This window comes from Cryobacterium sandaracinum (assembly GCF_004403415.1).
Classification (GTDB): Bacteria; Actinomycetota; Actinomycetes; order Actinomycetales; family Microbacteriaceae; genus Cryobacterium; species Cryobacterium sandaracinum.
On sequence record NZ_SOGO01000022.1, the window covers coordinates 83,407 to 95,295 of the forward strand.

At 65.2% G+C, this 11,889-nt stretch carries 11 protein-coding genes and 1 pseudogene; 9 read left to right on the forward strand and 3 right to left on the reverse strand.

Going from position 1 to position 11,889, the window contains the following annotated elements; genetic code table 11:
- Positions 1-128 precede the first annotated feature (128 nt).
- Positions 129-917 (reverse strand): SDR family NAD(P)-dependent oxidoreductase, encoded by a 789-nt coding sequence (locus tag E3T25_RS07675; protein ID WP_134373460.1) that lies wholly within the window; start codon positions 915-917, stop codon positions 129-131.
- A 242-nt stretch (positions 918-1,159) separates the two neighbouring features.
- On the opposite strand from E3T25_RS07675, the gene E3T25_RS07680 reads away from it, so the two are divergent.
- The 7 genes from E3T25_RS07680 (at position 1,160) to E3T25_RS07710 (ending at position 7,184) form a co-directional block, all read left to right on the forward strand.
- Positions 1,160-1,801: an ABC transporter permease gene (locus E3T25_RS07680; RefSeq protein WP_104101578.1), complete on the forward strand. Its 642-nt coding sequence runs from the start codon at positions 1,160-1,162 to the stop codon at positions 1,799-1,801.
- Positions 1,802-1,862: 61 nt separating this feature from the next.
- Positions 1,863-3,110, forward strand: a complete 1,248-nt coding sequence (locus E3T25_RS07685; protein WP_104101723.1) for an ATP-binding cassette domain-containing protein — start codon at positions 1,863-1,865, stop codon at positions 3,108-3,110.
- Between the two features lie 107 nt (positions 3,111-3,217).
- A complete protein-coding gene (locus tag E3T25_RS07690; protein WP_104101721.1) occupies positions 3,218-3,943 on the forward strand; it encodes an ABC transporter permease in 726 nt (241 codons plus the stop codon).
- Positions 3,944-4,969: a glycine betaine ABC transporter substrate-binding protein gene (locus E3T25_RS07695; protein WP_134373462.1), complete on the forward strand. Its 1,026-nt coding sequence runs from the start codon at positions 3,944-3,946 to the stop codon at positions 4,967-4,969. It begins immediately after the preceding gene.
- A gap of 140 nt (positions 4,970-5,109) precedes the next feature.
- Positions 5,110-5,814 carry a histidine phosphatase family protein gene (locus tag E3T25_RS07700; protein ID WP_134373464.1) on the forward strand — a complete coding sequence of 235 codons (705 nt, stop codon included), beginning with the start codon at positions 5,110-5,112 and terminating at the stop codon, positions 5,812-5,814.
- A gap of 9 nt (positions 5,815-5,823) precedes the next feature.
- On the forward strand, positions 5,824-6,396 hold the full coding sequence (locus tag E3T25_RS07705) for a DUF3090 domain-containing protein (RefSeq protein ID WP_104101569.1): 573 nt from the start codon (positions 5,824-5,826) through the stop codon (positions 6,394-6,396).
- Positions 6,396-7,184: an SCO1664 family protein gene (locus E3T25_RS07710; RefSeq protein WP_134373466.1), complete on the forward strand. Its 789-nt coding sequence runs from the start codon at positions 6,396-6,398 to the stop codon at positions 7,182-7,184. The genes E3T25_RS07705 and E3T25_RS07710 overlap by 1 nt, the downstream gene beginning before the upstream one ends.
- A gap of 1 nt (position 7,185) precedes the next feature.
- On the opposite strand, the gene nrdG is transcribed toward E3T25_RS07710, so the two are convergent.
- Together nrdG and nrdD are read right to left on the reverse strand one after the other, a co-directional pair.
- Positions 7,186-7,788 (reverse strand): anaerobic ribonucleoside-triphosphate reductase activating protein, encoded by a 603-nt coding sequence (gene nrdG, locus E3T25_RS07715; protein WP_134373468.1) that lies wholly within the window; start codon positions 7,786-7,788, stop codon positions 7,186-7,188.
- The gene (gene nrdD, locus E3T25_RS07720; protein ID WP_134373484.1) at positions 7,781-10,018 is read right to left on the reverse strand and encodes an anaerobic ribonucleoside-triphosphate reductase; all 2,238 of its coding nucleotides are present in this window, start codon (positions 10,016-10,018) and stop codon (positions 7,781-7,783) included. Before nrdD ends, nrdG begins: the two co-directional genes overlap by 8 nt.
- 308 nt (positions 10,019-10,326) lie before the next feature.
- Between nrdD and E3T25_RS07725 the strand changes: the two genes are divergently transcribed.
- On the forward strand, positions 10,327-11,172 hold the full coding sequence (locus E3T25_RS07725) for a pseudouridine synthase (protein ID WP_241980726.1): 846 nt from the start codon (positions 10,327-10,329) through the stop codon (positions 11,170-11,172).
- 275 nt (positions 11,173-11,447) lie between these two features.
- A pseudogene (locus E3T25_RS07730) lies at positions 11,448-11,889 on the forward strand (hypothetical protein); the annotation flags it as partial.

Genomic DNA, 11,889 nt, shown 5'->3' on the forward strand with positions numbered 1-11,889 from the left:
GGTCGCTCACTTCACCGCGGCGGCGTCAGAAGTGCCCCGCGAGGCGAAAGCCGGCCGATGGTGCCCTGGCCGAATTTGCTCTCGACCTGGCACTGGACCTGACCTTCGGAAAGCCACAGACCGATCGGCTAGCCCCGGGGAAGGAAGATCGAACCGGCAAGTGTGATCACCGTTCTGCGTGGGATGAACGTGACGAGCGATGCGGTGATTCTGTTGCGCGCACCGACAATCACGGACGGCACCGATTTTCTGGCGCTGATGGCAGCCAGGGTCACGTCGACGACATTCGAGGCCGGCACTCGCTTGCCGGGTGACTGCGAACCGGCGATGTCGAAAAACTCAGTGTCGGTGGACCCCGGACTCACCGCGAAAACCCGCACTCCGGTGTTGTGGGTCTCGCCCCAGACGGCCTCGGTGAACGACAGGACGAACGCCTTCGTGGCTGCATAGACCGCCATTCCGGGCACGGGCTGGTACGCCGAGGTGCTGGCGATGTTCACGATAATGCCCGAGTCTCGGGCCACCATGCCCGGCAGGAAGGCAGCCGTCAGGTCGACCAGCGTGCTGACGTTCAGAGCGATTTCCGCGTGAAGGCGGGCTCGGTCTTCGTCGACCAGGCGCGCATTGGTTCCAAAGCCGGCGTTGTTCACGAGAACATCAACGGTGATCTGCTGGTCGAGGAGTTGGTGCTCGACCGCGGCGGCCGCACCGGGCTCGCTCAGGTCCTGCGAAATGACGTGGACGTCGATCCCGTTCTGCTTGCGCAATTCGGATGCGAGAGCCTCCAATTTCTCGGTTCGGCGGGCCACCAGAATGAGGTTCGTCCCCGTCGCGGCGAAGGCTCGGGCGAAGTGACTGCCGATGCCCGAGCTGGCGCCGGTGACGAGGGCGGTCTTGCCTGCGAGATCGAAATTCATTCAGCTGCTTCCTGACGTAAACGGTGTTCACACCCTAGAGGAGCATCCAGTCGGCCAGTCAGGCGCACACCGGTCCGTTATATCTCGCTGCGGCAATAGGGGGGTGGCCGTGCGAGAATGCTCAGCAACCCTCACCGAAGGCTCACAGCCTGCGTCCCCATCCAGTTCGGCATCCGCGCCTCCCATTGCGCCCGTGCCGGTGGCGGTGAATCAGTGTGTTCTCGACTCGAAGAGGTTTTGATGTGTTGGACTTTCTAGGGGATCAGTATGAGCAGATCCTATTCAGCAGTTGGCAGCATTTCAGCCTTGTCGTTCAATGCCTGATCCTGGCGACAGTCATTGCCGTCGTGCTGGCTTCGCTCGTCTACCGCAGTTCCGCGCTCACCGGGATCGCCAACTCGGTGTCGGCCATCGGCCTGACCATCCCGTCGTTTGCCTTCATCGGACTGCTCATCGCGCCGCTCGGCTTCGGTGTCCTTCCGGCCGTCGTCGTGGTGGCGTTCTTCGCCACGCTGCCCATTTTGCGGAACGCGGTCGTGGGCCTGTCGGGTATCGCTCCATCGATCGTGGAATCCGCCCGCGGCATCGGCATGAGCCGGTTTCGCACGCTCCTGCAGGTGGAACTGCCGATCGCCTGGCCGATCATCCTCACGGGCGTTCGGGTATCCGCTCAGATGGTCATGGGTGTCGCCGCGATCGCCGCATACTCCCTCGGCCCGGGCCTGGGTGGATTCATCTTCTCCGGCCTATCCCGACTCGGCGGCGCCAACTCCCTCGAGTCAGTGCTGACGGGCGTCATCGGCGTTGTCGTGCTCGCCCTTATTCTTGATCTCCTTCTCGTCGGCCTCGGCCGCCTGACCACACCTCGAGGTATCCGTGTCTGAGTACATTGCATCCAACCCTGCTGAATCCAGCAGCACCGAAGAATCCGTCACCCCCACCGGCATCACCGGTGCAAGCATCCTGTTGGACCACGTCACCAAGCGGTTCCCCGGCCAGGCGCGCCCCGCCGTCGACGGTCTCACCATGGAGATCCCGGCCGGCAAGATCGTGATGCTCGTCGGTCCCTCGGGCTGCGGCAAGACCACGACACTCAAGATGATCAACCGGCTTATCGAACCGACCGAGGGTCGCATCGTCGTCGATGGCGACGACGTCACCGACATGAACGGCGACACCCTGCGCCGAGGCATCGGCTATGTCATTCAGGCCGGAGGACTTTTCCCGCACATGACAGTCGCCACCAATATCGGCATCGTGCCGAAGATGCTCGGCTGGGACAAGGCCCGCATCGCGGCCCGCGTCGACGAGCTTCTCGAGCTTGTTTCCCTCGACCCGGCGCTTTACCGCGACCGATACCCCAAGGAGCTCTCCGGCGGCCAGCAGCAACGCGTCGGCGTGGCGCGCGCCCTCGCGGCCGACCCGCCCGTGCTTCTGATGGACGAGCCCTTCGGCGCCGTCGACCCGATCACCCGACTGCGCCTGCAGGACGAACTGATCAACATCCAGGAAGAATTGCAGAAGACCATCGTCTGCGTGACCCACGACTTCGACGAGGCCGTCAAGCTCGGCGACTGGATCGCCATCTTCAACGAGGGTGCCCAGCTCGTGCAGTACGACACTCCGGAACGCATCCTCGGCGACCCGGCCAACGAGTTCGTCGAAAACTTCATCGGGTCCGGCGCCGGCCTCAAACAGCTCACCCTGACCCGGGTGGCGGAGGTCAGCCTCAGCGACGCCGTCGTGGGCAAACCCGGTGAACGGGCAGCGGATGTGCTGGCCCGCGTCGTCGAGACCGGCCACGGCCACGCGGTCATCGTTGATGAGCGTCGCCGACCCATCCAGTGGCTCTCCGCGCGCCAGCTCGGCCGCCTCGAGGTCATCAGCGACGTTCCCGACCCGAAACTTCCGCTCGTCGGCAAGCGGGCTACGCTCAATGACGCGCTCGACACGATGCTCGTCTCGAGCGCCGGAGCCGCGCTCGTCACGGGCCGCCGCGACATGTTCAAGGGCGTCATCGACGTTCAAACCGTGATGGACGCCATCACCCGGTCACAGTCCGCTGCCGTGCTTGAGTCAGACCAGGCCCCCGTCGGGCTGAACACCGGCCTGTTCCAGGCGCAGGTGTCTGCCGCCGAGGCAGACCTGATCGAGACCGATCCCAGCGGCGCTGACGCGCGGTCCGTTCAGTGAGTACCCGCACCCCGCATACAGAGGCGGGCCTTGCCGGCGGCGATTCCGCCGTTGAAACGCCGGGCGACCCGACTGCGACCGGCGTACCGGTCAGCCGTGCGCGCACGGTGTGGCGATCCTGGCGGGGACTGGTCTACCAGCTGGCCGGCATCCTGCTCGCGTTCCTGGCGCTCGTGATCTGGCTGCTGACGGCCAACCTGTCGCCGATCGTGCTCACCACCCTCGCTCCCGGCGCGCTCTGGGTCTACACGGTGGAGCATATCCAGCTCACCCTGCTCGCCGCGGTGATCGTGTTGGTCATCGCGATTCCCTTGGGAATCGCCCTGACCCGCAGACCCTTGCGGTTTCTGACCGCTCCGGTGCTCGCCATCGCCAACTTCGGTCAGGCGGCCCCCGCGATCGGCGTCGTCGTGCTGCTCGCGTTCTGGGTCGGCTTCGGCTTCTGGGCCGCGACGCTGAGTCTCGTGCTCTACGCCGCGCTTCCGGTGCTGCGCAACACCATGGTGGGCCTGCAGCAGGTCGACGCCCGCCTCATCGAGGCCGGACGAGGCATGGGCATGAGCTCCGCCGCCGTATTGTTTCGGGTGGAGCTCCCGCTCGCCGTTCCGGTCATGCTGTCGGGCGTGCGCACCGCTCTCGTTCTGCTGGTGGGCACCGCGGCCCTGGCCACGTTCGTCAACGGCGGCGGACTCGGCATCCTGATCACCACGGGCGTCAATCTCAGCCTCACCCCCGTGCTCGTCACCGGAGCGCTGCTCGTGGCTCTGCTCGCCCTGCTCATCGACTGGGTCGGCCGCGTTGTGGAACACATCGCCCGCCCGAAGGGACTCTAGATGTATCGCTCGTCTTCTCGCACCCGCCTCACGTCCCTCGGCCGCTGGGGGGTGGTAGCCGGTCTCCTCGCCCTGTCCGCAGTCGCTCTGACCGGTTGCGGCCTGAAGCCGGCAACCTCGTACGTTCCCGCGGTCGGACCTGGGTCGATCACCCCGCTCGAGGGCGCCGAGGGCGTCGACCTCACGGTCACGTCCAAGAACTTCACGGAGCAGCTACTGCTCGGCAAGATCGCGGTGCTCGCCGGGACCGCCGCGGGATTCGACGTCACAGACCTCAGCAATCTGCCCGGCAGCCAGCCGACCCGCGAGCTGATTCTTTCTGGTCAGGCCGACATGCTCTGGGAATACACCGGAACCGCGTGGCTGACCTACCTCGGTCAGGATGAGTCGATCGCCGACCAAGACAAAATGTGGCAAGCCGTGTATGACATCGACATCCAGAACGGCATCACCTGGGGCGCACCGGCCCCGATGAATAACACCTATGCCCTGGCTGTGCGCAGTGAGGCGGTCGCCGAGCTCGGCGGCATCACGACCATGTCCGAACTCGCCGCGTTGCCGGTGGAGGATCGCACTTTCTGCGTCGAATCCGAATTCAACTCCCGGCCGGATGGCATGAACCCCATGCTCGCCCACTACGGACTCGAACGTGGCGCCGCTGACGGGGTGCCCAATGGCAACATCGGAATCTACGACACCGGTGCGATCTACAGCGCGACCGACGACGGCGCCTGCAACTTCGGCGAGGTTTTCACGACCGACGGTCGACTCGACGCGCTCGACCTCACAGTTCTGATCGACGATCTCGCGTTTTTCCCTGCGTACAACGTCGCGCCGGTCTTCTTCACCGAGTCGATCGAAGCCACCCCCGGCCTGGAAGAGATCTTCGCCCGGATTTCGCCCAAGCTCACCGACGAGGTTCTGCGCGGCATGAACCGTCAGGTTGACGTCGACGGGAAGGAACCCGCTGATGTGGCCTATGCCTGGATGATCGACGAGGGGTTCATCACCGACCCGACCGACTGAGTCACGGAGAGTCCAGCTGACTGCACCGCGTGGACGGTGTCGGCGGTCAGCTTGGAGGACGCGACGTGACATCCGGCTTCCTCAAGCATCAGATCGTCTGGCCGGGCTCCGTTCCCACCCTGCCTGTCTAGGCTGTACCCATGGCCACAGTCATCCTCGTGCGGCACGGCCGCACCACCGCAAATGCCACCGGAATGCTGGCCGGCCGCGCTGCCGGCGTTCGGCTCGACCAGGTCGGGCAGGACCAGGCCGCCCTCACGGCCAAGCGCCTGGCCGTGGTGCCGCTGGTCGGCGTGGTGTCGAGTCCTCTGGAGCGCTGCCGGCAGACATCTCAGTTCATCCTGGATCAGCAGGCCGGCTCGCTCGTGACGCCGGTGGAGGAAGACATCACCGAGTGCGATTACGGTGAGTGGCAGGGCCAAGCCCTCGGCGATCTCGCCAAGGAGAAGCTCTGGTCGTCAGTGCAGTCTCAGCCGTCGGCCGTCACCTTTCCCGGCGGAGAGTCGATGGCGACCATGCAGGCCCGGTCGGTCGCGGCCATCCGTCGTCACGATGCGGCGTTCGAGGCCGAGCACGGTCCGGGCGCGGTGTGGGTGGCGGTCAGCCACGGCGACATCATCAAGTCCGTTCTGGCCGATGCGCTCGGCATGCACCTCGACCTCTTTCAGCGCATCAACGTGGGTCCGGCATCCGTTTCGATCGTGCGCTTCGGCACCAGCCGGCCGAGCGTGCACGCCATCAACACGGATGCCGGCGACCTCGCCTGGCTCGGCGCCAGCGCCCCTCTGGCCGACGCGCCGGTGGGTGGCGGGGCTGGTCAGGCGCCGCACACGACGGTCGCCTAAAATACCCACATGCCCACAATCGTCCATGAGTTTGCCTGGCCGGATCGTGTCGTCATCGGCACCGTCGGTCCGCCTGGTTCTCGCACGTTCTACCTGCAGGTGCGCACCGGAGCTCAGATTGTGAGCATCGCCCTGGAGAAACAACAATCCGCGCTGCTCGCCGAGAAAATCGATGAGATGCTCGACCAGCTGATGAGCCATGAGGGCAACCCGTTCAGCATCCCAAGCACTACCCCCGTCGAACTCGTCGACAACGAGCCGCTGGATCAACCCGTCGCGGAGGAATTCCGCACCGGCGGGATGAGCCTGGGCTGGGACCCCTCGACCGTGCAGGTCGTGCTTGAGGCCTATCCGCTCGTGGAAGTCGATCCGGCCAGTGACGACGTGCCCGACGAGGATCTGCTCGACGCGATCATGCAGGAGCCGGCGGAGATGCTCCTGGTACGGATGCCCGTCGGTACCGCCCGGGCCTTCGCCAAGCGCACGCGCGAGGTGGTGGGGGCCGGCCGCCCCCTCTGCCCGCTCTGCGGCAACCCCATCGACGCCGACGGACACACCTGCACCCTCCCCGGCAGCCCCTGATGCACGATGCCGCCCTCGACGGTGAGCTCGACGGCGAGCTCGACGGTGAGCTCGAGCTCACGGGACGCATCACGACGGCCTCGAACGCGACCTTCCTCGGCACTATCGGCGGATTCACGGTGGTCTACAAGCCCATCGCCGGCGAGAATCCATTGTGGGACTTTCCCGACGGCAACCTCGCCAACCGCGAGGCCGCGGCCTACCTGGTCTCGCAGGCCTTCGGCTGGAACGTCGTGCCTCGGACCTGGCTGCGGGGTGGCCCGATGGGCCGGGGGATGGTGCAGCTGTGGCAGCATACCGATCCCGATCAGGATGCCGTCGACCTCGTCCCGTGGGAAGCCGCGCCGACCCCGGGCTGGCGTCGCGTCTTCGACGGCCGGGACGAGCACAATCGTGCGGTGACCCTCATCCATGAGGACTCGGCCGCGATGCGACGCATGGCCGTGTTCGACGTAATCGTGAACAACGCCGATCGCAAGGGCGACCACATCCTGGCGATGCCGGACGGGCACCGTCACGGCATCGACCACGGCCTCACCTTTCACGTCGACCATAAGTTGCGCACTGTGCTCTGGGGCTGGCTGGGCGACGAGCTCATCGCCGACGAGCTGGACGGGATCGACCGGGTCAGTGCACAGCTGACCGGCGAGCTCGGCGACATCCTTGCCGGGTTGCTCACCGACGCCGAGATCGCCGCACTGGCTGCACGCTGCGACCGGTTGCGCTCTGGAGGGCGGTTCCCTGCGCCGCGCGGCGACATGCCCGCGGTGCCCTGGCCGCTGTTCTGACCTAGATCAGGTTCCGTTTCTCGATCTGTTCGAAGGTGCCGGTCGCGTCCGTGAGCCCGCCCCACAGCGTCACCTGTCCACTGGCCAGGGACTCCTGAACGTCGATGATCCGCTGGTTGCTGCTCCCCCGGAACTGCAGTTTGAGGTCGCGCTTGGCCAGTTCGAACCGACCGTCGACCAGAACGTCGATCGTGCCGAGAAGGGCCAGCTTGTCCGCACTCTCCCGCAAAAGTTCTTCGAACGTGTAGCCGGTCCAGCACCACACATCCTTCGACGTGCCGAGCTCCCGGCGCACGCGGTCGAGGAGGGCCAGGCACACCCCTGTGTTGAGGAACGGCTCCCCGCCGAGGAGGGTGAGGCCCTGTACGTACTCCTGGCCGAGATCGGCCAGGATCCGATCCTCAAGTTCCTGGGTGTACGGCTGCCCGTAGCGAAAACTCCAGGTGGCCTGGTTGAAACAGCCCTCACAGGCGAACAGGCAACCGGACAGGTACAGGCTGCACCGCACCCCCTCGCCGTCGACGAAGACGAAGGGCTTGTAGTCGCCGACGTACCGCTGGCTCAGTTTCTCCGACAGCCACTCGCCGGGCCGGGGGTTACGCATCCACGGCGACGGATGCCGCGGCATCCGCCCCACGGATGCCGGTGGTGCCCGGCATGTGCTTGACCCGGGAGGTGATCTCGGTGTGCCGGCCGTGCACCATCGGGCGGGCCTGCGGGTTGCCGAGGTAGCCACAGGTGCGCTTGACGACATCGCAGGTCATCGGGTCGGCGTTGTGGCACTCGGGGCACTCGAACCCACGCGGGGTGGCGTCGAAGTCGCCCGAGAAGCCACAGGCGTAGCACCGGTCGATCGGAGTGTTGGTGCCCAGATAGCCGACGCGATCGTAGGAGTAGTCCCATACCGCCTCGAGTGCCTTGGGGTTCTGCTGCAGGATCGGGTATTCGCAGTAGTGGATGAACCCGCCGGAGGAGTACGCCGGGTAGACCTTCTCGAAGTCCAGCTTCTCGAACGGCGTCGGGCTCTTGCGCACGTCGTAGTGGAAGCTGTTGGTGTAGTAGTCCTTGTCGGTGAGGTTTGCCACGGCGCCGAACTTCGCGGTGTCGAGTCGGCAGAACCGGTCGGTCAGGCTCTCGCTCGGCGTCGAGTACACGCTGAACTGGTAGCCGTACTCGGTGCTCCATTCCTGGGTGCGCCCATGGAGCGTGCGCAGGATCTCGACGGTGAAGTCCTTCGCCTCGGGATTGGACTCCCAGTCACCGCCGTAAAAGGCCGCGGCCACCTCGTAGAGGCCGATGTAGCCGAGGGAAACGGTGGCGCGCTTGTTCTTGAAGAGGGTGTCGACGGGCTGACCGGCATTCAGGTGTTGGCCGAAGGCGCCGTAGATGTAGAGGATCGGGGCGTTCTCCGGGGTCGCTTCCTTGCACCGGTCGATTCTGAAGAGCAGGGCGTCGCGCGCCGTGCTCACCCGTTCGGCAAGGATGCTCCAGAACTTGTCCTTGTCGCCGGCGGCCTCGAGGGCGATCCGGGGCAAGTTGAGCGTCACGACTCCGAGATTCATCCGACCCTCGGAGACGTCGTTGCCCTGCTCGTCGGTCCAGCCCTGCAGGAACGAGCGGCAGCCCATCGGTACCTTGAAGCTGCCGGTGAGTTCGACGATCTTGTCGTAGTTGAGGATGTCGGGATACATGCGTTTGGTGGAACATTCCAGCGCAAGCTGCTTGATGTCGTAATTCGGGTCGTTCGGTGCAAGGTTGAGGCCGCGCTTGATGGTGAAGATCAGTTTCGGGAAAATTGCCGTGCGCTTCTCACTGCCGAGCCCCTCGATCCGGATCTGTAGGATCGCCTTCTGGATTTCTCGCTCGAACCAGCTGGTGCCGAGGCCGAAGCCCAGGGAGGTGAAGGGGGTCTGCCCGTTCGAGGTGAACAGGGTGTTGATCTCGTATTCGAGACTCTGCATCGCGTCGTAGATGTCCTTGAGGGTCTTCTCCTCGGCATAGGACCGGTGCTGCGACTTATCCGCGATCCACTTGCTTGCGTCGATCAGGTGCTTTTCGAGGTTCTTCTCGGCGTAGGGGGCGAGAACTTCGTCGATGCGGTTCCCCGAGCATCCGCCGTACTGGCTCGACGACACGTTGGCGATGATCTGCGAGATCTGGGCCGTCGCCGTCTGGATCGACCGGGGCGGGTTGACGTCGGCGTTGCCGATTCGGAAGCCCTGGCTCAGCATCGTCGTGAAGTCGATCAGGCAGCAGTTCGTCATCGGCGCGTAGGGGTGGTAGTCGAGGTCGTGGAAGTGCAGGTCGCCCTTCTGGTGGGCGTTGGCGACGTGCGGGGGCAGCATCTTCAGGCCGATGGCCTTGCCCACCGCGCCGGCGGTCAGGTCGCGCTGGGTGTTGAAGACGTCGCTGTCCTTGTTGGCGTTCTCGTTGACGACCGACTCGTCTTTGCTGATCAGTTTTATGATCGAGTGGTTGATGTCGGTGGCCTTGCTGCGGGCGAAGTCCCGCTGGATGCGGTAGTTGATGTAGGCCTCGGCGGCGTCGTACTCCTTGCTGTCCAGCAGGGCGTGTTCCACGATGTTCTGCACCTCGTAGATCTTGATGTCGACCGCGAAGCGCGAGGCGATCTCGCGGTCGACGCGAGCGACCAGGTCACGGATGGTGCGGTGCGTGAGCGGGGTCAACTCGCCGTTCACCTCGGTGAAGCTCTTGGCCAGTGCCGCGTAGATGCGGGCGTTGTCGAAGGCGAGCAGGCGGCCGTCCCGTTTGGCCACCATGAGCGCGCTCAGAGCATGCTCGGTCGTGAGGTTTCCTGCGCCGGGATTTTCCATTTTCAGCACGCGCTGCCATCTCCTTGGGTCGGTACCCACGGCAATCGGGCGGGACGCTGAGTCGGGCGAAAGAACCACATCTAGTGGTTGGGGTGCGATTCACATACTACCTGTAGGGTTTCGCAGTCATGTGCTTCGGCTCGCCGCCGGTGTCTCCGAGTTGGTGGGGCGGTTGCCGGGCGGCGTACGATCGGTGAATGCCACCGCCCTCCCCGTTGCCACAGCGCCACGGGCTTGACGCTGCCTGGGTATGCACGCCGGATGGGGGCCGGGCCGGGCCGCATCCGTGGCCGACCATGGGTGCGTGGTTGCTCGAGCGACTCGCCGAGTTCGTCGATGTCGCCGGGTTCCTGGCCGGGGAACGCTTCGCCTATCAGTCGGGCGCGCTGGTCGTGGGCAGCGACCTCTATGGCCCGCGTACCTTTGTCTGGTTTCATCGCGATCTCGCCGATGAGACAGCCGTGCCCGGGACCATACACGTGGTGCATCGGGATGCCCGACTCATCGTGATCGACAAGCCGGCCTTCCTCTCGACCATTCCGCGCGGCCGACACGTTGTACAGAGTGTGGTGGTGCGCTTGCGCGCCGAGTTGGGACTTCCCGAGCTCTCGCCGTTGCATCGCCTGGATCGGGTGACATCGGGCCTCGTGGTTCTGGCGACGGAGCGGCGCTGGCGTGGGGAGTATCAATCGATGTTCCAACGCGGCGAGGTCGAAAAGACCTATCGGGCGCTGGCCCCGCTGCGGCCGGATCTGGATTTGCCCGTCACCGTGCGCAACCACCTCACGAGCAGGCGCGGCCACTGGCAAGCCGAGGTGACCGACGACCCGGCCAATGCCGAGTCGCTGATCGAGCTGGAGACCGTTCTGCAGCACACGGGCGTCTATCGGCTGACGCCGCGCACCGGAAAGACCCATCAGCTGCGAATGCACATGCTGGGCCTAGGGATCCCCATCATCGATGACCCGGTGTACCCGGTCGTTCGGGATGTCGCACTCGACGATTTCACCCGCCCGCTGCAGCTCCTGGCGAGCGAGGTGACCTTCACCGATCCGATCGACGGGGAGTTGCGCCGCTTCGAGAGCGTCCGGGCGCTTCCGCTGCAGGCTGAGGTTGCTGTTGCTGTTGCTGGGGCTGCTGCTGGCTCAGCCTGAAGGCGCCCCAACCTCCCGACCCATCGCGAAGCATCCGCTGCCGGCCCCCGGCCGAACGAATTCGACGGAGATTTTGCTCAGAACCGGCCCACAGCATCCTTTTGGCTCGAAATCGGTAAAATCTCCGTCGAATTCGTTAGGGAGCCCGCGGTGCCTGAGGCGCGCACCGACGGATGCACGTGGTCGGCCAACCACGGCACCGCGCCGACCGAATTACTTTCTATACTCGTGCAGAACCTCTTGACTTATTATTAGTACACATCTACTATTAAGGTATGGCTGGAGCCCCCACTCCGCACCACCCCACCGCCTCACCGCAGGCGGTGCCTTCCCTCGCGCAGGCACCCCTCGCGCAGGCACCCCTCGCGCAGGCACCCCTCGCGCAGGCACCCCGTGCACAGTCACCCCGTGCACAGTCACCCCGTGCACAATCACCCCGTGCACAGTCACCTCTCGTGCAGCAGCTGCAGCAGGCCCGTGATCTGGCCGCGGCCGCGCTCGACTCGGTGTCTTTCTCGCTCCTGGGCGAGGCGGACGCGATGATGGTGCTGGGCACGGTTGAAGACCTCGGCCGTCGGGTCGATGCGGCCAGGGTTGCCTCCGCCGCCGACATTTCGGTGCGGTCCCGCCGTATCCTCGGCCACGAGTCCCTCGCGTATAAGAACGGGGCTAGCAGTGGCATCGACCTGATCACCCGCCTGACCCGCGTCTCGTCGC

What these genes read in the sequence shown, in the direction of transcription:
- E3T25_RS07675 (WP_134373460.1), bottom strand. Translation starts at nt 917, where the DNA reads ATGAATTTCGATCTCGCAGGCAAGACCGCCCTCGTCACCGGCGCCAGC.
- E3T25_RS07695 (WP_134373462.1), top strand. Translation starts at nt 3,944, where the DNA reads ATGTATCGCTCGTCTTCTCGCACCCGCCTCACGTCCCTCGGCCGCTGG.
- E3T25_RS07700 (WP_134373464.1), top strand. Translation starts at nt 5,110, where the DNA reads ATGGCCACAGTCATCCTCGTGCGGCACGGCCGCACCACCGCAAATGCC.
- E3T25_RS07705 (WP_104101569.1), top strand. Translation starts at nt 5,824, where the DNA reads ATGCCCACAATCGTCCATGAGTTTGCCTGGCCGGATCGTGTCGTCATC.
- E3T25_RS07710 (WP_134373466.1), top strand. Translation starts at nt 6,396, where the DNA reads ATGCACGATGCCGCCCTCGACGGTGAGCTCGACGGCGAGCTCGACGGT.
- nrdG (WP_134373468.1), bottom strand. Translation starts at nt 7,788, where the DNA reads ATGCGTAACCCCCGGCCCGGCGAGTGGCTGTCGGAGAAACTGAGCCAG.
- nrdD (WP_134373484.1), bottom strand. Translation starts at nt 10,018, where the DNA reads ATGGAAAATCCCGGCGCAGGAAACCTCACGACCGAGCATGCTCTGAGC.